General features: G+C 71.8%; 11 protein-coding genes. 4 read left to right on the forward strand and 7 right to left on the reverse strand.

The genetic code is table 11. From position 1 onward, the window contains the following. Positions 1-19 precede the first annotated feature (19 nt). Genes ACFW9Z_RS21950 through ACFW9Z_RS21965 form a run of 4 tightly spaced genes read right to left on the reverse strand, consistent with a single transcriptional unit; the run spans position 20 to position 13,799 of the window. Entirely contained in the window at positions 20-1,744 is a 1,725-nt protein-coding gene (locus ACFW9Z_RS21950; RefSeq protein ID WP_384643435.1) for a phytoene desaturase family protein, read from the reverse strand. Beyond that, positions 1,741-3,441: a phytoene desaturase family protein gene (locus ACFW9Z_RS21955; RefSeq protein ID WP_384643438.1), complete on the reverse strand. Its 1,701-nt coding sequence runs from the start codon at positions 3,439-3,441 to the stop codon at positions 1,741-1,743. Before ACFW9Z_RS21955 ends, ACFW9Z_RS21950 begins: the two co-directional genes overlap by 4 nt. Further along, complete coding sequence (locus tag ACFW9Z_RS21960) at positions 3,431-12,802, reverse strand: amino acid adenylation domain-containing protein (protein ID WP_384643441.1); 9,372 nt, start codon at positions 12,800-12,802, stop codon at positions 3,431-3,433. The genes ACFW9Z_RS21955 and ACFW9Z_RS21960 overlap by 11 nt, the downstream gene beginning before the upstream one ends. 28 nt (positions 12,803-12,830) lie before the next feature. Continuing rightward, positions 12,831-13,799, reverse strand: coding sequence for a sterol desaturase family protein (locus ACFW9Z_RS21965; RefSeq protein WP_384643444.1), 969 nt, complete (start codon positions 13,797-13,799; stop codon positions 12,831-12,833). A 591-nt stretch (positions 13,800-14,390) separates the two neighbouring features. Between ACFW9Z_RS21965 and ACFW9Z_RS21970 the strand changes: the two genes are divergently transcribed. After that, positions 14,391-15,599, forward strand: a complete 1,209-nt coding sequence (locus tag ACFW9Z_RS21970; protein ID WP_384643446.1) for a cysteine desulfurase-like protein — start codon at positions 14,391-14,393, stop codon at positions 15,597-15,599. Positions 15,600-15,674: 75 nt separating this feature from the next. Here ACFW9Z_RS21970 and ACFW9Z_RS21975 read toward each other — a convergent pair whose 3' ends face one another. Further along, entirely contained in the window at positions 15,675-16,829 is a 1,155-nt protein-coding gene (locus ACFW9Z_RS21975) for a saccharopine dehydrogenase family protein (protein WP_384643449.1), read from the reverse strand. Between the two features lie 191 nt (positions 16,830-17,020). Here ACFW9Z_RS21975 and ACFW9Z_RS21980 point away from each other — a divergent pair, with 191 nt between their 5' ends. Continuing rightward, on the forward strand, positions 17,021-18,031 hold the full coding sequence (locus ACFW9Z_RS21980; protein WP_384643451.1) for a helix-turn-helix domain-containing protein: 1,011 nt from the start codon (positions 17,021-17,023) through the stop codon (positions 18,029-18,031). On the opposite strand, the gene ACFW9Z_RS21985 is transcribed toward ACFW9Z_RS21980, so the two are convergent. Continuing rightward, positions 18,018-18,998 (reverse strand): MerR family transcriptional regulator, encoded by a 981-nt coding sequence (locus tag ACFW9Z_RS21985; RefSeq protein WP_384643453.1) that lies wholly within the window; start codon positions 18,996-18,998, stop codon positions 18,018-18,020. The two genes, ACFW9Z_RS21980 and ACFW9Z_RS21985, sit on opposite strands and share 14 nt — an antisense overlap. A 143-nt stretch (positions 18,999-19,141) precedes the next feature. Between ACFW9Z_RS21985 and ACFW9Z_RS21990 the strand changes: the two genes are divergently transcribed. Further along, on the forward strand, positions 19,142-19,768 hold the full coding sequence (locus ACFW9Z_RS21990; protein WP_384643456.1) for an RNA polymerase sigma factor: 627 nt from the start codon (positions 19,142-19,144) through the stop codon (positions 19,766-19,768). A 156-nt stretch (positions 19,769-19,924) separates the two neighbouring features. Then, the gene (locus ACFW9Z_RS21995; protein ID WP_384643459.1) at positions 19,925-20,476 is read left to right on the forward strand and encodes a DUF4383 domain-containing protein; all 552 of its coding nucleotides are present in this window, start codon (positions 19,925-19,927) and stop codon (positions 20,474-20,476) included. Here the strand turns inward: ACFW9Z_RS21995 and ACFW9Z_RS22000 are convergent. Then, positions 20,461-21,303, reverse strand: coding sequence for a DUF1206 domain-containing protein (locus ACFW9Z_RS22000; protein ID WP_384643462.1), 843 nt, complete (start codon positions 21,301-21,303; stop codon positions 20,461-20,463). The two genes, ACFW9Z_RS21995 and ACFW9Z_RS22000, sit on opposite strands and share 16 nt — an antisense overlap. Between the last annotated feature and the right edge of the window lie 319 nt (positions 21,304-21,622).

The following is a 21,622-nucleotide window of genomic DNA, read 5'->3' on the forward strand; positions in this document are numbered from 1 at the left end:
GAACTGTTCCCTGTCATCTTCATGAACGGTTCCCTGTCGTCGTTACGGGGGTGGTGCCGCGCCCGGCCGGTACGGGGATGACGCGGTGGGTCGGCGGGGGCGCGGTGCGGTCGACCGAGGCGGTGAACTCCCTGCCGTCGTCACGGCAGATGAACTGGGTGACATGGCGTCCGGCGGCGGCCGCCCGGATCAGTCCTCCGGTGGTGGCCCAGACGCCGGACTGGTAGAAGTTCGCCAGGCCTGGCAGCCCGGGCCCGTGCTTCTTGACGATCTCTTCCAGGGTTTCGCCGCTCTCGACGAACGGCTGCCAGCCGAGCACCGTCCCGTCGTAGTTGCCGGTGTAGCGAACCTGGGTGAGGGGGCTGGAGACATCCCGTACGACGATGGCGTCGCGGATGCCGGGGAAGCGCTGTTCCAGGAAGTCCACGAGCGTTTCTCGGGCCCGCCGTTTGGCCGCGTAGTAGCCGCGCCCATGACGTACGGGCAGGGTGTGCAGCTCCTGGCCGCCCCGGGTGCGGGTGATCTGTTCGGGGCCTTCGTCCAGGGCCCGCCAGGGGGCGATGTCGCAGAAGTACGTGGCGTAGACGACGCTGGTGCCGTCCGGGGAGAGTTCGGGGTAATGGCGGCTGCGGAACTGGACGTTGATGCTGGCATGGCGGATGCCGGTGAGCTCGGCGGCCGTGGCGTCGTCGAGGAGGTACGTCGTGCAGGGGTCGCCCTCGGGGAAGGGGCGGGAGAGGCCGAGGAAGAGGGTGAAGTAGCCGGGGAAGACCATGCCGGGTTCGTGGATGGTCTCGGTGTAGAGCTTGCGGTACTCCTCGCCCAGGTATTTGCCTTCGAGGAACTTCATCGTCGTGGTGTAGCCGTCGCAGGCCGACACGACGATGTCGGCGCGGAGTTCACCCCCGTCGCTGAGCCGGACGCCCACCGCGCGGTCGTCCTCGACGATCACCGTCTCGACCTTCGTGTTGTACGAGACCTCCCCGCCGAGCCGCCGGTAGCGGGCCTCGATCGACCGGGCCAGCCCGAGGGAGCCGCCTTCCGGGACGCCTGCGGAGAGGTTGGCGTGGGAGGCCAGTTGGAAGTGGAAGGGGAGCACGGGGAAGTTGGGGTGCTTCTCGTACAGGATGAAGTTGAACGCCTCCCGCAGGAGCGGGTCCTTGAACTTGGCCGAGTACTCGGCCATCAGGACCGTGATCGTGGTGCGTACGGCGTTGAAGTACGGGAGGAACGAGGCGAGCATCCGCCAGCGCTCGACCCGGCCCATCAGTCCGACGGGCTTGAGGAACGGATAGACCGCAAGTGCCTTGCGGAAGCTGCGCAGTTGGGAGCAGAACCTGCGTACGGTACGGGCGTCGGCGGGCGAGATCCCGATGAGGTGGGCCTCCAGCCGGTCCGGGTCGGAGTAGAAGTGGACGGCCCGCCCGTCCTGTCCGCGCACGATGTTGAACACGTCGAAGTGGCGGATCTCCTTGCCCTGCAACGCGCCCAGCTCCAGCCAGATCTGGTGCATCTCATTGCCGGGGCCGCTGCCGAGGAGCCAGCTGACGCAGGCGTCCAGGGTGAAGCCGCCGCGTTCCCAGGCGGTGCAGCAGCCGCCGGGCAGTTCGTGCATCTCCAGGATGCGGGTGCGGTAGCCGTTCATCTGCGCGTAGCAGCCGGTGGAGAGACCGCCGAGACCGGCGCCGATGATGATCATCGATTCCCTCGGCCGTCCGGGAGCGCCGCTGGTCCTGTCCGTCATGAACCGGTTTCCTCCCGTGCTGACCACCGGTCGAGCTGGGGCAGGTGGCCCAGCTTCCCGGTGTGCCACGGTTCGGTGCCTCCGCTCTCCCACGCCCGGAATTCCAGGCCGAGTTCACGGCAGAGGTACTGGACGGCGAAGCGGCCGGTGGAGGCGGCGCGGATCAGACCGCCCATGCCGACCCACTGCCCGGCCATGGAGAAGCCGCTCAGCCCGGGGAGCCGCATACGGTCCCGGCCGACCAGCCGGGCGGAGACGTCATCGGCGTCGGAGAAGGCCTTCCAGGCGAGGATGGAGCCGTTGTGGTTGCCGGTGTACCGGTGGGTGGTGGCGGGCGAGGCCACGTCGACGAGGTCGATGCGGTCGCTGATGCCCGGGGAGCGGCGCTCCAGGAAGGTGCGGACGAAGTCCGCGACCTCGTGCTTGCGCGTCCGGTACTCCTTGCGGTCCCTGGTGCGCAGCTCCTTCCAGTAGGCGTAGTCGCTGAAGTAGGTGCAGTGCAGGACGGAGCGGCCCGGGGGTGCGAAGCCGTCGGAGTAGCGGGAGCGCGCCTGGACGACCAGGCTGTTCTGGAGGGCGCCGGGGAGCCGTTTCCCGTCCTCGTCGGAGAGCAGGTGGGTGGTGCTGTGGGCTTCGCCGGGGTCGAAGTCGCCGCGCAGGCCGACGAATGCGGAGACGACCGCGGGGAAGAGGGTGCCGGGGCGCTGGAGGAGGTCGGTGTAGAGCTTGTCGATCCTGGGTCCGGTGTACCGGCCGCCGAGGAGCCCGTAGACGGTGGTGTGCCCGTCGCAGGCGGAGACGACGTGCTCGGCGAAGTACCTTTTGCCGTTACGGAGTTCGACGCCGATCGCGCGGTCGTTCTCGACGAGGACCCGTTCCGTGCGGGCCCGGTAGGTGACGTTTCCTCCGAGGCCGAGGTAGCGCTCCTCGATGGAACGTGAGAGGCCGAGTGAACCGCCTTGTGGGAAACCGGCGTTGAGGTGGTGGGCGGCAGCCATGTTGAAGAGGTACGGCAGGAGCGGGAAACCCTCCGGGTCCTGGAAGAAGATGTTGCGGAAGGCCCGCCGCAGCAGCGGGTCCTGGAACTTGTCGGCGAAGACGTGCATCGGGGTGGCAGCCGTCCGCCAGAACAGCCGGAAGGCCGGCAGTACCGTGCGCAGGGTCGCCGCCCGCTCCCGTACGGTCCGCAGTGCGGGCGCGGTCAGGAACGGATACAGCTCGATGGCGATGAACCGCCGCAGATCGCGGGTGAAGGCACGGACCAGGGGGGCGTCGGCGGGCGAGAGGGCCAGCAGGTGGGCTTCGAGCCGGTCCGGGTCGTTGTAGAAGGTGACCGAACGGCCGCTCTCGTCCTCGACCTTGTTGAACAGCTCGAAGTTGGTGACGGTCTTGCCGTCGAGCGCGCCCAGCTCCCGCCACACCTGGTGGGCGTCGTTGCCGGGGGCGGTGCCGATCAGCCACTCGATGCAGTAGTCGAAGAGGTAGCCGTCCCGCGACCAGGCCGTGCAGCAGCCGCCGGGCAGCACGTGCTTCTCGAAGATGCGCGTCCTGGCTCCGCTCATCTCGGCGTAGCAGCCGGTGGAGAGGCCCGCCACGCCCGCGCCGATGACGATGACGCGGGGCGGGGTGCCGGGGGTGCGCTCGCGGCTGGTCCAGTCGTCGGGCGCGTCCCGGACGGTGCTCGGGTCATCCGCCATGGGCCACCGCTCCCGTCAGTGCGGTGCGCACCAGGGCGGCGTTGCGGGCCAGGTGCTTGGGGTCGAGCATGTCGGCGTGGACTCCGGAGCCGCGCAGCACGACGGTGGTGCCGGTGGAGCTGCCGTGCCAGGTGCCGTGCTCGCCGACGGCGTACAGGGAGGCCTTCTCCTCGTCGGTGATCACGGTGACCGGTGCGGCGACCGTTCCGGTGTTGGGGGTGCGGCCGCAGAAGGTGAGGTATTCGGCGGCGTGGGCGAGGGTTTCGCGGGTGACGGCCTCGGACCCGGTGTGTTTGCGCAGATGGTCGGCGAGTTCGGCCTCGAAGAGGCGGATCCCCTCGTCCCCGGGCTCGTAACGCTCCATGATGCGGCGGGAGTCGAGGACGACGACATGGCCCACCTGCCGCCCGCGCCGCTCCAGCTCCTTGGCCGTCTCGAAGGCGAGGTTGCCGCCGAGGGAGTAGCCGAGGAGCAGGCAGGCGCCCTGGGGCCGGGCGGCCTCGACGAGGTCGGCGTACCGGGCCACCTTGTCGTCGCCCGGCAGGTAGTTGAAGCCGATGACGGCGTACTCCGGGAGCTGGGCGGCGAGGCCCCGGTAGACGAGCCCGTGGCCCCCGGCGGGCGGGAAGCAGAAGAGGGGCGGTGCCTGGCCGGAGTTGAAGGTCAGGCAGGGCAGTTCGTCGGTGCTGGTGCTGTGCAGGACCTCTGCCACGGTGGCGGCCATGCCGTGGAGGGTGGTGACCTGGTAGAGGCGGCTGACGGGGACGCTGACGCCGAACTCGGTGCGCAGATGGTGGAGAAGCTCGATCAGCTTGATGGAGGAGCCGCCGACGTCGAAGAAGTCGTCCTCCAGGCCCACCTGTTCGAGCCCCAACAGCGCTTTCCAGTGCCGGGCCACCCCGACTTCGTAGAGCGTCACCGGCTCCTCGTGGGGCCGCGCGCCCGTCTCGGCCCGGGGTGCGGGCAGGGCGGCGGTGTCGACCTTGCCATTGGGGGTGAGCGGCAGCGCGGGCAGCTCGACGAAGTACGACGGGATCATGTACGAGGGCAGCGAGGCGGCCAGGTGGCGGCGCAGGGAACGGCGGTCGAGTCCGGCGCCAGGTGCCGGTACGCAGTAGGCGCAGAGCGCGGGTTCTCCCCCGGAGTCCCGGGTGACGGTGACGACCGAGCGGGCGAGCGGGGGCCACTGGGCGAGGTGGGCCTCGATCTCGCCGATCTCGATGCGGTGGCCGCGCAGTTTGACCTGGCCGTCGGTCCGGCCCAGCAGGTGGACCCGGCCGTGGGCGTCCCAGCGGGCGATGTCGCCTGTGCGGTAGAGGCGTTCGGGTCCGGCGCCCGGTTCTCTGCCGAGCGTACGGGTGACGAAGCGGTCCTCCGTCTGCCCGGGGTCTCCGGCGTAGCCGAGCGCGACGCCGTCGCCGCCGATCCAGAGTTCGCCGGGGACTCCGGGCGGGACGGGCTCACCGTGGGGGTCCAGGACATGGAGGGTGCTGTTGGGGAGGGGGCGGCCGATCGGGACCATCAGGCCCGGTTCCAGGTCGTCGACGGGCCCTTCGAAGAAGGCGCTGTCGATGGTCGCCTCGGTGAGGCCGTAGGAGTTGACGAGCCGGGTGGCCGGACCACACAGCTCGCTCAGCCGCTGGTACTCCCCCACCTTCCAGGCGTCCGAGCCGACCACCAGCAGCCGCAGGAAGTCCAGCCGCAGCCCCTCCCGTACGCAGTGGTCCATCAGCCCCCGGACGACCGCCGGGACGAACTCCGCACTGTCGACCCGTTCCTGACGCATCGTCCGGTACAGGCGGGTGGTGTCGAAGAGCAGGTCCCGGTCGGCCAGGACGAGGTTGCCGCCCGAGCAGAGCGCCCGGACCAGGTCGCCGGTGAACACGTCGAACGACGGCTCGGCCATCTGGAGGTGCACCCGGACGTCCGTCTCCAGCCGGTATTCCTGGCGCCACGCCCCGTACGCGGAGGCGAGGTTGCGGTGGCTGACGCGGACGGCCTTGGGGCGGCCGGTGGAGCCGGAGGTGGTGATGACGTACGCCGTCGACTCCGGGGCCGGGTTCTGCCGGGGGCCCTCCGGGTGCGGCTCGGTCGCGTGCAGGGCGTCCAGGGTCAGGGTGATGACCGGCAGCGCCGCGGTGCCCTCCCGCCCGGCCTCGTCGGCGACGACGACCAGGGCCGCTCCGGTGACCCGGACGAGGTGCGCGAGCCGGTCGGCGGGCTGGTCGGGCCGCAGCGGCAGATAGGCGCCGCCGGCCTTGAGGACGGCGAGCAGGGTGACGACCAGCTCCGGCGACTTGTCCAGGCAGACGACGACCACCGAGCCGCCCCCGACACCCAGGGCGCGCAGCCGCGCGGCTCCCTCGGTGGCGCGTCGCTCCAACTCCCCGTAGGACAGCCGGTGTGCGCCACCGCCCGGAAGCGGCAGGGTCACGGCGACCGACGCGGGGTGGGCGGCGGCGGCCTCACTGATCAGCTCATGGACCGGGGTGAACGGCGCATCCGTGGTGGCCGTGGGCAGGGCCGGTCGGCTCCACTCCCCCACCAGCCGCTCCCGTTCCCCCTCGTCCAGCATCTCCAGCCGGGAGACGGGCTGTTCGCCGGGGGCGCGGGTCATGTGGTCGAGCAGGTGCGTGTAGTGGGCGGCCATGCGGCGCATGGTCTGCGGGAGGAAGAGGTCGGTGTTGTACTTGAGGACGCAGTGGAAGCGGTGCTCCGCCTCGTCCTCGTAGGCGGAGAGCGTGATATCGAACTGGCCTTCCTCCTCCGGCAGTTCGATGTACTCCAGCCGGTAGCCGTACTGCTCGGTGGCGACCTTGTGGGTGAGGAGGATGAACATCGCCTGGAAGACGGCGGAGCGGCTGGGGTCGTGCTGGAGGCCCAGTTCGTCGACGAGCAGGACGAAAGGGTACTCCTGGTTGTCCAGGCCGCCCAGGACGGTCCGGCGGACCTGTTCCAGGAGTTCCGCCACGCTCGGGTCGCCGGTGAGGTCGGCGTGGAGCGGGAGCGGGTTGACGAAGTAGCCGTAGACGGAGGCGAAGTCCTGCCGGGTCCGGCCGGTCACCGGGGAGCCGACGACGATGTGGTCCTGGCCCGAGTAGCGGTGGAGCAGCAGGTAGTAGGCGCTGAGCAGCACCATGAACGGCGTGACGCCGTGGGCGCGGGCCAAGGTGTGCACGCGGGCGCTGAGTTCGGCGTCGAGCACGAAGAACTCCGAGGCCCCGTTGTGCGTCTGGACGGCCGGGCGCGGCTTGTCGGTGGGGAGGTCGAGGAGGGGGACCTCGTCGGGGAGGTGGGAGCGCCAGTAGTCGAGCATCCCGGCGGCCTCGCGTCCGGCGAGGAAGGCGTTCTGCTGGTTGAGGAAGTCGAGGTAGCGGGCTTCCACGGGCGGCAGTTGGGGCTCGTGGCCCTGCCGCAGGGCCTCGTACACCTGGAAGAGTTCTTCGATGAAGGTGAACGTGGAGATGGCGTCCGAGACGATGTGGTGGACGGCCTTCATGATGATCCAGCGGTCGTGGCCGCGCTTGAAGAGGCGGAAGCGGACCAGCGGGTCGTGGGCGAGGTCGTAGGGTTTGCGGTACTCGGCGACGATGGTGGCGTGGATGGTCTCCCACTCCTCGCCCTGGACGTCGAAGAGGGCGAGGTCGGGTTCGGCGTCATCGGAGACCCGCTGGACGGCCTGCCCGTCCTCCAGCAGGAAGTTGGTGCGCAGGGCCGGGTGGCGGGCGATGAGGCGGCGGACGGCCTCGAACATCAGGTCCGGTTCGAGGGCGACGTGCACTTCGACGGCTCCGCCGATGTTGTAGGCGTACCCGTCGGGGTTGAGGTGCTTGAGGAACCAGAGCGCCTTCTGGTTCTGCGTCAGCGGGTAGCGCGCGGGGTCGTCGTGGAGTTCGACGGCCCGGCCGCCGGTGTCGGAACCGTCGGCCGCCGCCAGCTCCGCCAGTCCGTCGTGGAGCTGTGCGGCCAGCTCTCCGGCCGGGGTTCCGCTGAGCAGGGCGACCACGGGGAGGGCGACGCCGAGTTCGGCGTGGATGCGGGCGCGCAGCTCCATGGCCAGCAGGGAGTCGAGGCCGAGCCGGCCGAGGCCTTCGGCGGGGTCGATGCGGTCCGTGCCGGTGCGCAGGACGGCGGCGGAGAGTGCGGCGAAGCGCGTCGCGACCAGCGTGCGGCGGGTCTCCTCGTCGGCGGCGCGGAAGGTGTCGAGGAAGCCGTCGGCCTGGGCGGCGGCCGGGGGTGGGGCGGCGGCCGCTGCCAGGTCGGTGACGAGTGGGGGCGGGGAGGGGTACCAGGCCAGGAAGGTGGGCCAGTCGACGACGGTGGCCACGACAAGTTGGGCGTGGTCCTGGCCGATGACGCGCTCCAGGACGGCCATCCCGGCGTCGGGGGCCAGGGAGCTCATGCCCCGGCTGTGCAAGTAGTGGTCGACCAGGCCGAGTTCCTCGATCATTCCGGTGGCCCAGGGGCCCCAGTCCAGGCTGAGCGCGGGCAGCCCCTGGGCCCGGCGGTGGTGGGCCAGCGCGTCCAGGAAGGCGTTGCCCGCCGCGTAGTTGGCCTGTCCGGCGGTGGTCAGCAGGGAGGCGATCGAGGCGAAGAGGACGAAGTGGTCGAGGGGTTCGTCCCGCAGATGCCGGTGGAGGAGGTAGGCGCCGATGGTCTTGGGGTCGTGGACGGCGTCGAAGGCGGGCCGGTCCAGGTCGGTGACCAGGGTGTCGCGGACCTGTCCGGCGAGATGGAACACCCCGCGTACGGGCGGGGAGCCGGTGCGCCGGTAGGCGTCCAGCCAGCCGGTCAGGGCGTCCTCGTCGGTGATGTCGAGCGGGGCCAGGTGGGCCTGGGCGCCGAGCGTCTCCAGTTCGCGGAGCAGGCCCACCGCGCGGCCCTCGGCGGTGGCGGGGTCGGTGGAGCCCCACTTCTCGCGGGCGGGCACCGGCGTGCGCCCCACCAGGATGAGCCTGCGGGCCCCGCGCCGGACGAGCGTGCGGCACAGCAGCCGGCCGAGCGCGCCGAAGGCGCCGGTCACCAGATAGCTCCCGTCGGCCCGCAGCCGCAGCGGCAGCGGCCGGGTGAGCCCTTCGGCCAGGCGGAGGCGGCTGGTGCGGCGGACTCCGGCCCGCAGGGCGATCTCCTCCTCGTCGTCGGCCAGCACCTCGCGCAGGAGTGCTTCGGCCTCGGCCCGCGCTCCTGCGGGACCTGACCGCCGTTCGGGGTCGAGGTCGATCAACTTGCCGGGGTGGTTGCTGAGTTCCTGGTGGCGCAGGACCCGGCCGACGCCCCAGGCGGGGGCTCCGAGGGGTTCGACGGGCTCGTCGGGCAGGACGGGCTGAGCGCCTCGGGTGACGATGTGCAGCCGACCGCCTCCGCCCCGGGCGAGCAGGGTCCGGGCGAGGGCGATCAGGGAGTACGAACCGGGGCCCGCGTGGTCGCGGACGGCCTGCCGGTCGCAGGCGGCGAGGGAGGGCCGGTCGAGGTTCCACAGATGCAGGACGGCCCCGTGGAACGGCTCGCCGTCCCCGTCCAGCTCGGCGAAGAGGCGGTCCAGGTCGGCGGCGGACCCGGGGGCCACGGTGAACGATCCGTCCGGGCCCGCTCCGGCGTACGCCTGCCCCCGGCGCACCAGGTGGCAGCGTTCGCCCCGGGCGGCGGCGAGCGTGGCGAAGGCGTCGGCGACGCCCTGGGTGTCGGCGAGGACCAGCCAGCCGTGGTCCCGGGCTGCTATGGGGGCGGGCGCGAGCCGGTCCTCCTCCCCGGGCTCCGGGCACTCCGTCCAGACCGTCTCCGCGAGCCAGGAGTCGATCGTGGTCCGGGCGACGGAGGTCGCCGCCTTCTCCACGTCGGCGGCCCGGAACCCCTCGATCCGGCCGAGCGGCGCCCCGTCGTCCCCGTACAGGGCGATGTCCCCGAGCGTGGTGTCGGCGTCGGCGGAGCGCACCGTGGCATGCACCCAGAGCGGCCGGTCGCCGATCGGTTCGAGGGCGACCTCGGCCAGCGAGAGCGGCAGCCTGATCCCGCTCCCCGGTGCCGGGTCCTGGAGGAGCTGCGGGGTCAGCAGCGCCTGGAAGCAGGCGTCGAGCAGGACCGGGTGGAGGTGGTGGCCGGAGGCGTCGACCGCCTCGGGCGGGCGGAGCCGGGCGAGGACTTCCCCGGTGCCGATCCACACCTCCTCGATGGCCCGGAAGGCGGGCCCGTAGTGGTAGCCGAGCCCGGCCAGTGCGGTGTAGCACTCGGGGCCGTCGAGACGGCGGACGGTACGGGCACGGATCGCGGCGGCGTCGAGCGGGGCACCGGCCCTGCGGCGCTGCCCGGTGCGGACGATCCCGCTCGCGTGGACGGTCCGCTCGCCGTCGTCACCGGTCGCGGGCGAGGCGATCGTGAAGGCCGCGTCCTCCAGGGAGAGCGACACCTCCACGGTCCGGTCCTCGCCGTCCGGCAGGAAGAGCGCCTTGCGCAGGTCGATGCCCGCGAGGACGGCGGTGGTGGAGCCGGTGAGCCGCAGGGCTGCCTGGGTCGCCATCTCGATGTATCCGGCGGCGGGGAAGACCACGGTGTCCTGGATGCGGTGGTCGGCCAGGTAGGGCAGGGATTCGGTGTCCAGGCGGGCCTGCCAGGCCGGTTCCGTACGGTCGGTGCGGCGGCCCAGGAGCGGGTGGTCGATGTGGCCGAGGCGGACCTGGGCGACGGCCGGGGGTTCGGTCCAGTGCCGGTCGCGGCGGAAGGGGTGCGGGGGCAGGGTGACGGGCCGCCCGTCGGGCTGGAGGACGTCCCAGTCGATGTCGGCGCCCAGGTTGTGGAGCGAGGCGAGGGAGAGCGCGAACCGCTCGGTCTCGTCCTCCTGGCGGCGGATCGAGGGCAGCGTCAGCCCGGCCGCCCCGGTGGCCTCCAGGCACTCGCGGATCGCGTGGCCGAGCACCGGGTGCGGGCCGATCTCCAGGAACACCTGGTGGCCGTCGCCTGCGAGCCGGTCGACGGCGGCCCGGAACCGTACCCGTTCGCGTACGTTCTGCCACCAGTAGGCGGCATCCAGCTCGCCGTCCCGGGCGGTGCCTTCGGTTCCGGTGAGGTAGAGCGGGAGCTGCGCGGGGCGTGGCGCCAAGGGGGCCAGCGAGGCGAGCAGTTCGTCCTTGATCCGCTCCATGCCGACGCTGTGGTACGGAACTTGTACGGTGAGGAACTTGGCGAACTGCCGCTCGGCCCGCAACTCCTCGGCCAGCAGGGCCAGGGCGTCCGCGTCCCCGGCCAGGGTGAGGGAGGCCGGGCTGTTGACGGCGGCGATCGAGACCCGGTCCCGGTAGGGGCGTACGCGCCGCTCCGCCTCGTCCTCCGACAGGCTCACCGCGAGCATGGCGCCCGTACCGGCCAGGGTCTGCTGGAGGCGGCTGCGGTGCACCACGATCCGGGCGGCGTCCTGGAGGGAGTAGACGCCCGCCTCGTAGAAGGCGGCGATCTCCCCGGTGCTGTGTCCGACGACGGCGTCGGGGCGCACGCCGTACGCCCGCCACAGGGCCGCGAGACCGACCTGGAGGGCGAAGTTGGCGGGCTGTGCGAGCCAGGTCTCGCCCATGCGCGAGGCGGACTCCTCGGCGGACATCTCCTCGATCAGGGACCAGTCGGCGAACTCCCGCAAGGCACGGTCGCACTGGGTGATGGCCTCACAGAACACCGGTTCCTCGGAAAGGAGTTGGCGCCCCATTCCCCACCACTGGGGCCCCATGCCGGTGAAGACCCAGACCAGGCGCCGTGCTTCGGCGTCCCGGCTGCGGTCCTGGACGGCCCGGGGGTGCGGTTCGCCCCGCTGGAGTGCGGCGAGTGCCTCGTCGAGGGAGGCGCGGGAGGAGTGGACGACGGAGAGCCGGTGCGGGAGGTGCTGGCGGCGGTGGGCCAGGGTGTGACCGAGGTCGGACAGGGCCACGGGCGGGCCGTTCTCACCGGCCAGCTCGGCGCGGATACCGGCGGCCAGCTCCGGGAGGGCGTCGGGGTGCCGGGCGCTGAGCGGCAGGATGCTCCAGGCCCGTTCGGCGGAAGGGGCGGCCTCCTGGGCGGGCTGCGGGGCCTCCTCCAGGACGACGTGGGCGTTGGTCCCGCCGAACCCGAACGAGTTGACGCCCGCCCGGGCGGGCCCGTCGTGTTCGGGCCAGGGGGTGGGCCGGGTGGGGATCTCGTACGGCAGGGTGGCCGGGTCGATGGCGGGGTTGAGGCGCTCCAGGTTGATGTGGGGCGGGATGTGCCGGTGCTTGAGGCAGAGGACGGTCTTGATCAGCCCGGCGATCCCGGCGGCGGACTCGGTGTGCCCGATGTTGGTCTTCACCGAGCCGACGTACGCGCGGGCGCCCGGCTTGCGTCCGACGGCGAGGGCACGGGCCAGGGCTCCGGCCTCGATCGGGTCGCCGACCGGGGTGGAGGTGCCGTGGGCCTCCATGTACTGGAGCTCGCCGGGCGTGATCCCGGCCTCGGCGCAGACGCGGCGGATGAGGGAGACCTGCGCGTCCGGGTTGGGCACGGTGATGCCGTTGGTGTGGCCGTCCTGGTTGACCCCGCTGCCGAGGATCACCGCGTGGATCCGGTCCCCGTCCCGTACGGCGTCCGCCAGCCGCTTCAGCGCGACCAGGCCGACGCCCTCGGCCCGTACATAGCCGTCGGCGGCGGCGTCGAACGTACGGGAGCGGCCCCCGGGCGAGAGGAAGCCGCCCTTCGTCTCGGCGATCGTGTACTGCGGGGCCATGTTCAGCAGGGTGCCGCCGGCCAGCGCGAGATCACTCTCGCCCCGGTCCAGTGCCTGGCAGGCGAGGTGGACGGCGACCAGGGAGGAGCTGCACGCGGTGTCGATGGAGAGGCTGGGGCCCCGGAAGTCGAAGCAGTACGAGATCCGGTTCGAGACCATCGTCATCATGGTGCCGGTCGCGGTGTGCGCGGCCAGCGAGGTGAAGCCCAGGTCGGCGAACTGGAGGATCTTGTAGTCCAGCGTGAACGCGCCGACGTAGACGGCGACGTTGGCGCCCGCGAGGTCGCCGGGGCGCTGACCGCCGTCCTCCAGGGTCTCCCAGGCCACCTCCAGCAACTTCCGTTGCTGCGGGTCCATGTGGTCGGCCTCGCGGGGGCTGATGCCGAAGAACGCGGGGTCGAACTCGTCGAAACCGTCGATGTATCCGCCGCGGCCGCCGACCAGGCGGCCGGGTTTGTCCCGGAACCGGCTGCCGAGCGTCGTGACGTCGTACCGGTCGGGCGGGGTGGGCGTGATGCAGTCCTTGCCCGCCATCAGGTTCCGCCAGAACGTCCGGTGGTCCGAGGCCCCGCCGGGCAGGCGGCAGCCCATGCCGATGATCGCCACCTTGTTCCGTAACGCCCGGTTGTCAGCTTCGGCCATGTCGAACTCCTCAAGTCGTGGTGGCGCATCAGGGGTTGGCGTCCGGGCCGGCCGGTGGTCCCGATTCCGGTTCCGGTTCCGGCCGGCGCCGCCAGGGGTGCAGGAGGCTGGCCAGGATCTCTCCGGTGCCGGGGAAGGAGGCCGGGTCGTGGAGGCCGACGGCGGCGGGTTCACGGCCGGGACGCCAGGTGAAGCTGCCGAAGAGGTGGTCCCAGCAGGAGAGGTCGGAGCCGTAGTGACCGGCTTCGGACAGGTCGGTGCTGTGGTGGAGGCGGTGCTGTTCGGGGCTGGCCAGCACGTGGTTGAGCCGGCCGATGCGTACGTCGATGTTGGCGTGGACGAAGTAGCCCTGGGCGACGACGAAGAGCCCCGTCACCAGCACGGCCGGGCGGGAGAACCCGAGGAGGGCCAGGGTCAGTTGGACCAGGCTCTGGGCCAGGACGATGTCCAGGACGTGGTTGACGCCGTTGTTGGCGACGTTGACCTTCTGCGGTACGTGGTGGACCCCGTGCAGCCGCCACAGGAGGGCGCTGGTGTGGCCCAGCCGGTGGACCAGGTAGCCGACGAGGGATCCGGCCAGCAGGGCGCCCGGGATCTCGGCCCACAGCGGGTGGGCGGGCTCGTCGGGCGCGATCCGCCCGACGGCGGACGTGACCAGGAGTTGCGCGAGCCCGCTCCCGGCCATGGTGAGCAGAAAATAGACGCCGTACCAGCACCACTCGTCCTTTCCCGGGTGCCAGCTCCGGTCATAGGGAATGAGCTGTTCAAGAACGGCCAGATACACGAGGGTCCCGACAAGGAAAAGCGGACTCACGACGGCCGGATCCCAGCGCAGAACCAATGCGGACGCGCCCACGAGGACAACTGCCAGCAAGAGGACCGGATACGCGACCGCCCGAAGGGCGGAAGCCGGGGAGATTCCGGCCGGGCTCTTCCCGCCGCCCGAATAGCCAACCGAATCGATCTCGCCATCGGCGGACCGTTCGCACTCGTCCATCCGTGACCCTCCACAGGAGATGTGATCTAGGAGAGAACATCGCATCGGTGCAGTTCAAGGGCGACCTAGGGGTTGTTGGGCACCCTGGGCCATGAGCAGCCGCTCCTGTACCGCCCCATCCGGACACCCGGCTCCGACGGAAACGGGCCGTGGGCCGTGGCGTGAACCGATACCCCCCAGCTCCATCGGCCCAGATCATTCATTTCCGATTCCCAGGGCTTTAACCACCACCCCGTCACCGAAATTGCGGACTCTTCACGGGCGTTCGCCGCACACCTCCGTGAAGCGGATTTCCCGAGGGAGAGCAATGCGGGAATCCTTCATGAAACTGGCTTAGTCAATTTGTGCGAAGAATTCCCTCATAGGATCATCCCTGTGCCGTGTGACGGGCGCAGACGCATGCGCCGTGAAGTGTTTTCGTACGCGGCGGCGCACTGTCGGCCCGGGGCCGTGCGCCCGCGCACTCGTCGGCGCGAGGTGCCCTTTCACAGGCGGGGGCACCCCTGCGGTCCTTCACGGGCGGGGGCACCCCTGCGATGATCGGCGCCGAACCGTGCCCCGGCCCGGGCGCCCATGAGCGAGGGAGTCCCCTTGAGTTATGACGTCAGCACTGTGCGCGCGCAGTTCCCCGCCCTCCGGGCCGGTACGGCGCACTTCGACGGACCCGGCGGCACCCAGACCCCGGCGCCCGTCATCGCGGCCTTCACCGAGGCGCTGAGCCGCCCGCTGTCGATCCGGGGCGCCACGCTGCCCGGGGAGATCCACGCGGAGACGATCGTCGGCGGCTTCCGGCAGGCGCTGGCGGATCTGCTGGGCGCCGACCCGGCCGGGATCGTCTTCGGACGCAGCGCGACCCAGCTCACGTACGACATCTCCCGCGTCCTGTGCGGGAGTTGGGCGCCCGGCGACGAGGTGGTGGTCAGCCGACTGGACCACGACGCCAATATCCGCCCCTGGGTGCAGGCGGCCGAACGGGCCGGTGCGGTGGTGCGGTGGGCGGAGTTCGACCCGGCCACCGGGGAGCTGCCCGCGGAGGCCGTCGGCGCACTGCTGAGCGACCGCACGCGGCTGGTCGCGGTGACCGGGGCTTCCAACCTGATCGGCACCCGGCCCGACATCGCCGCGATCGCGGAGCTGGTCCACCGGGCCGGTGCGCTGTTCCACGTCGACGGGGTGCACCTGACGGCGCACGACTTCGTGGATGTGGAGCGGCTCGGCGCCGACTTCTTCGTCTGCTCGCCGTACAAGTTCTTCGGCCCCCACCACGGCGTGCTGGCCGCCCGCCCCGAGCTGCTGGAGACCCTGCGCCCCGACAAGCTGGTGCCGTCCACCGACGCCGTCCCCGAGCGCTTCGAACTCGGCACCCTCCCCTACGAGATGCTGGCGGCGACCCGCGCCGCCGTCGACTTCATCGCGGACCTGGGTGCCGACGGCGCGACGGCCGGGCGGCGGGAGCGGCTGCGGTCGGCGTTCACGGCGATCGGCGCCCATGAGAGCGCCCTGCTGGAGACCCTGGAAAAGGCGCTGGCCGAGCTGGGCGGGGTGACCCTGCACTCCCGGGCGGCCGAGCGGACGCCCACCCTGCTGCTCACCTTCGAGGGCCGGGACGCCTCGGACGCGTACCGCTTCCTCGCCCGCTCCGGCGTCCACGCCCCGGCCGGTTCCTTCTACGCCCTGGAGGCCTCCCGGCACCTGGGCCTCGGCGACGAGGGCGGGCTGCGCGTGGGGCTGTCCCCGTACAACGACACGGACGACGTCGAGCGGCTGCTGACGGGGCTGGCGGAGTTCCTGCGCAGGTGAGGGGGCGGGCGGGGGCGGCGGGCCGTGGGCTGCGGGAGATGGCGGTGGCCATGGGCGAGGACTTCGTGCTCGTCCTCACGCCGGAAGGCCACTCCTACGCGCCGCTGTTCGCCCCTCGGCCGACTGTGTGAACAGTTCGACGGTGATGTGCGGGGACAGCGCCCGCAGGAAGCCGGGGGCGTCGAACATCGCGCCCGCCGAGGCGACGCCGACCGCGCGGGTGCGCCCCGTCAGGACGCGCTCGGCCGCTTCCACCACCAGGGGCGCGGTGACGGCGTAGATGTCCTGCCCCCGGGCGACGGCCCGCCGTTCCGCTCCGCCCGAGCGCACGACCACATCGACGACGAACGTCTGGTCGGAGCGCCCCCGTTCGTCGACCGGCGCCGGGGCCGATGTGTCCGGGGAGGCGAGGTCACGGGCCGCCTCGGCCGTCATGTAGGTGCGCACCTCGGGGACGGCCAGATGGCTCGGTACGGTGACGACATCGGCCATCGTGAACTCCCCGATCACCGTGCGGGGGCCCAGCGGTTGGGGGAAGGGCCACTCCAGGGTGGGCGGGGCGTCGTCGCGGTGCTCCAGCCGCCCGCCGGTGTAACGGATGCGGCGGCCGACGCCCCGCCGCTCCCGGGAGACCGCGCCCGCTGTGCGGGTCCCGGCGGTGGGGTGCCAGCTCCTCAGCCCGTACGCGATGTGCGCCTCGTCGGCCGCCGTCCAGTCACCCATCGCCGCGGTGACCAGCAGGTCCCCGAAGCCGCCGAAGAAGGCCATCGCCGGGACGATCAACGCCCTTTCTTCCCGGGCACGTTCGGCGTAGTGGGCGAAGGTGTCGAGGCTGGCCTCGATCTCGGCCGCCACGTCCAGATAGGGGATGCCCACGCGCAGGGCGGCCTCGATCACGGGGGCCGCCGTCGTGGCGAAGGGGCCCGCGCAGTTGATGACGGCTGCCGCGCCGATGAGGGCCCGGTCGATCGAGGCGGGGTCGTGGGCCGATGCCGTACGGGTGTCCGGCACGGTTCCGTAAGCTCCGGTCCCGTACGTTCCGGTCCCGTACGTTCCGGTCCCGTGCGCCCCCGTTCCGTACGCCCCCGTTCCGTACGCCAGTGCCTTCAGCTTGTCGGGGTCGCGGCCGACGAGAACGGGGTGGAATCCGCGCACCCTCAACTCCGCCACCACGAACCGCCCGGTGTGTCCGTAGGCGCCGAAGACCGCCACCGTCCGGTCCGATCCCATGAGTTGTCTCCATTCCGTCGCACGTTTCCGTCGTACGTTTCCGTCGCACGTTTCCGTCGCACGTTTCCGTCGTACGTGGATGATCCGCAGCTGCGGCTCTACCGCCCACGGCTTCCCGTCACGGACATCCTGGCCGGGGCCGGTCGTCCACCGCGACGGTCCGGAACGCCATGGCCCGTACACTTTCGGACATGACCGCAGTCGCGCTCGCCGTCACCGACGGCATGCTGCACTTCGAACTGGCCCTGGCCTGCGAGGTCTTCGGTTCACACGCACCCGACGGGGCGGACTCCTGGTACCGGCTCTCGCTCTGCGGTCCGGACACCGTACGGGCCGGGCGGTTCCGGCTGGAGCCCGACCGGGGGCTCGACGGGCTCGTGGACGCCCACACCGTGATCGTCCCCGGCTGGGCGGACATCGACCGGGCCCCGTCGGCCGAGCTGGTCGACGCCGTCCGCGCGGCCCATGAGGCGGGGGCCCGGGTGGCCTCCCTCTGCACGGGCGCCTTCGTGCTGGCGGCGGCGAGTCTGCTGGACGGCAGGCGGGCGACCACGCACTGGGCGCACACCCGGGTGCTGGCCGAGCGCCACCCCCGGGTGACGGTCGACCCGGATGTCCTCTACGTGGACCACGACAGCGTCCTCACCTCCGCGGGCAAGGCCGCCGCCATGGACCTGTGCCTGCATCTCGTCCGGCTCGACCACGGCTCGGCGGTCGCCAACACCCTCGCCCGCCGCCTGGTCGTGCCGCCCCACCGGGACGGCGGACAGGCGCAGTTCGTCACGACCCCGGTGCCCGCGCCGGGCGGCCATCCGCTCGCCGATCTCCTCCCCTGGGTGATGCGGCGGCTGGACCGGCCGCTCACCGTGGAGGACCTGGCCCGGCAGGCGCGGATGAGTTCGCGGCACCTCGGCCGCCACTTCAAGTCGGCCACCGGCACGACCCCCTTGCAGTGGCTGCTCGCCCAACGAATCCGCCGCGCACAGGAGTTGCTGGAGACCACCGACGACACGGTGGACGCCATCGCGACGGCCACGGGCATGGGCACCGCCACCACCCTGCGCCGCCACTTCCACCGGACGGTCGGTGTCGCGCCGGACGCCTACCGCCGCACCTTCCGTGCCAGGTCCCGCGCCCGGTCCCGGAAGCTCCCCGGGCCGGCGGTCCAACTCGGGGCCGTACAGGGGCTCATCGACGGCTGATGGCCGCGAGCGCCTCCAACGCCTCGGCCAGACCGGAGGGATGGCGGACTCCCGGTGGCAACTGCCCGGCCCAGCCCGGTCCGGCGGCCAGGACGACCGGCCGCCGCCTGGCTCCCCGTACGCCCCACTCGATGGACTCCACCCGCGCCACCAGCGCCCGGCTCGCGGTGGACCGGGACTGGGCCCAGAGCACGACGGCGGCGGGACCCGTACGCCGTACCGCCTCCTCCATCGCCTCCACCGGCAGGGCCGCGCCGAACATCCTGACGGGCAAGCCCTGTTGGGCCAGTCCGGCGGCGAGCGCCTCCAGGGCCAGCGTATGGCTCTCCTCCGGGGTACAGGCCAGGAGGGAGACCCCGGCACCGGATCGGGGCGCGCGCTGTGACGCGGCCCGGCGCAGCGCGCTGGAGACATGCCAGGAGAGCAGGTGCTCGACCTCGATGTACCGCTCGCCCGCCGTCTCCCACTTGCGGCCGACGGCGTGCAGCGTCGGCATGATGACCGAGTCCCAGGCGGCGAGCAGCCCGTACCGCTCGATGGCCGCGGTCAGCAGCTCGTCCATGGCCTGCGCGTCCAGCCGGACGGCCGCCCTGGCCAGCCCGCGGCACTCGCGGCGCGCCCGGCCGACCGGGAGCGCCCCCGGGGCGCGGGAGGCGCGCTTCCCCTCGCCTCCCGCCCGCTCGTCCGGCCCGGCGGCGGGCCGGGAGGTGGTCGCCAGGGCCGCGCGGGCGGCCTCGGCCGGGGGCATTCCCGCGTTGGTCAGGCCGCACATGCACTCCAGCAGCCGGATGTCGGCCGACGTCCACCGCCGGTGCCGACCGCCCTCACGGGAGGCCGGGCCGATCCCGTAGCGGCGGTCCCACGAGCGCAGGGTCGTCGGCGCCACCCCCAGCAGCCGGGCGACCGCGCCGGTGGTCAGGCCACCGACGGCGGGCCTTTCGGTGAGCGTGGAGACCGCGTCGTCCATACAGCCCACCATACGACGCAGAAACGATGCATGTTGCCCGGCGCTTCGCCGCCCGGTTGCCTGGAGATCAAGCGAAGCGGCGGGCGTGCCCGTCGCCCCGGAGGCTGCCCGCACGCGCGGCGGGGCGGAGAGGACGGACAGACATGACGGCGCTCGTCAGCGAGGCCCGCCCGGTGGCCCTGTCACCCGCCCGGGCCGAGGACCGGGCCGACTCGGAGCGGCTGGCCGCGGGGTTCGTGCGCGGCGACGAGGACAGCTTCGCCCTGGTGTACCGCAGGTGGGGTGCGCTCGTGTACTCGCTGGCGGCCCAGTCCCTGGGGGACGCCCGGGAGGCCGAGGACGTGGCGCAGCAGACGTTCCTCGCCGCGTGGCGGGGCCGTCAGGGCTACCACGCGGTACGGGGTCCACTGCCCGGGTGGCTGGTCGGCATCGCCCGCCGCAAGATCGCGGACGCCCATGCGGCCCGTTCCCGGCGTACGGAGCTGGCTCTGGCCCATGCGACGGCCCAGGCCACACGCGAGGGGGCCGACGCCCTTGGGACGGCCGAGCGGCCGGAGGCGGCGCTGGACCGGGTGCTGGTGGCGCAGGAGCTGCGCAAACTGCCCCTGGTGCAGCGGCGCATCCTCTGCCTGGCGTTCTTCGACGACCTGACGCACGTCCAGATCGCCGAGCGGACGGGGCTGCCTCTCGGCACGGTGAAGAGTCACTCCCGGCGCGCGATATTGCGCATCCGACGCTCCGTCGCGGAGAGCGCGGCATCGGCGGAGTGAGTCGCGTCCTTAGCGGAGTAAGGCGGGGGAGGCTGAGTGAGGCGCGTCCTTAGCGGAGTAAGGCGGGGGAGGCTGAGTGAGGCGGGGGAGGGAGGAGGGAAAGGGGGGCGCACGGCCCATCGGACCTTCGGATCAGGCACTGAACAGGAGACGGCCATGAAACTGAGCGACGAACTCCCCCTGGACCACCGGCTCGCGACCGTCTACCGGATCGGAGCGGGGCTCTGCGGAGTCATCCTCCTGGTCTTCGGCATTCTCGGCTTCACCAACCGGCTGGGCTTCTTCGACACCAACGGCTCCCAGGTGGCCGGGCTGTCGACCAACGGCCTGCTGAGCCTGATCTCCGTCGTCGTCGGCCTGGTGCTGATCGCCGGGGCGGTGATCGGCGGGAACGTCGCGTCGATGGTGAACATGACGGTCGGCTCACTCTTCCTGCTCAGCGGCTTCGTCCACATCTTCATCCTGGACAAGGGCGCCAACATCCTGGACTTCGGCATGTCCAACGTGATCTTCAGCTTCGTGATGGGGCTGCTGATCCTGACCTTCGGGATGTACGGGCGGGTCACCGGCGGGTTGCCGCACGACAACCCGTACTGGCGTCGCCGCCACCCCGAGCAGGCCGCCCGTGAGGACGCGGCCCGCCGGGGTGCGGCGGTCGGCGGGCCGCCCCGGGTGACCGGGGGCGGCGTCGGTCAGACCTTGCGGTAGCGGGCGTTGAACCAGGAGAAGACCCCGAAGGCGACCAGGCCAAGGGCGATGACCACCAGGAGCCACGGGCCGACGGGCGTATCGGTGAAGGAGCGCAGGGTGTCGTCCATCCCCTTGGACTGGTCGGGCTCGTGCTTGACGGCCGCCGCCACGGCGAACCCGCCTGCGGTGGCGAAGACGGCACCCCGCGCGGAGCCACCGAACACGCCGGTGAAGTCGAGAACACGGCGCACCCGTTGAGACATCTCCGCCGTCTTCAGGTGCTTGTGGTACTTGCGCATGATGGCGCGGACCGCGATCCAGATACCGGCGGCGGCGATCGCGGCGCCCCCGACGCCGACGATCCACTGGCCCCCGGGCCAGCCCAGCACCTTGGCGGTGATGTCCTGGGACTGCTGGTCGGACGAGCCGCCGCCGCTGCCCGATTCGCCTGCCGCGAAGGACAGGACGGAGTAGGCGGCGAAGCCGTAGAAGACGCAGCGCCCTGCGGCCATGGCCCGCTTGGTGGGCTTGGCGCCATCGGGGCCCGCCTGGCCGAAGAGCGCCTCGGAGAGCCGCCACAGCGCCATGCCCACCAGGGCGATGCCCAGCAGCCACAGCACGATCCTGCCGAAGGGTTGCTCGGCTATCTCGGCGATCGCTCCGCCCCGGTCCGCCTGCCGGCCGCCGCCTCCGGAGAACGCGATCTGCAGGGCGAGGGCGCCCACGAGGGCGTAGATGACCCCACGGGCCCCGAATCCGGCCCGGGCCCCGGCCTCCACCGCGGTGCTGTCGGCGGCCCGCCTGGCCCGGCCGCGCCCCTGAGCTGCTACTGAACGGGTATTCATGCCATGCCGGTTGCCCCGGTCCGGCGGATCAACTCCTGCCGGACCGGGGCGGGGCCGTCGGGCAGCGCCGGGAAGGTGAATTCACAAAATGCGATGCGCGCAGGAAAATTACCCGCACGGCTTTTCCTTAAATGCGCGTAACATTTCCCGATCGGTCGACTCCCCGCCGACCGATCAGCAATTTTCGACAGCGCTCGGCGAATTCCGCCTCCTCACGGCAGAAGCTACCCATGCCTCCACCGTGCAGCACACCACTCCACCGGTCCTGCCGCGTCGTTTCTGCGTCGAAACCGCCCCTACCTGCACGTGGAAGGGGTCG

Source organism: Streptomyces sp. NPDC059452 (genome assembly GCF_042750035.1).
GTDB lineage: Bacteria > Actinomycetota > Actinomycetes > Streptomycetales > Streptomycetaceae > Streptomyces.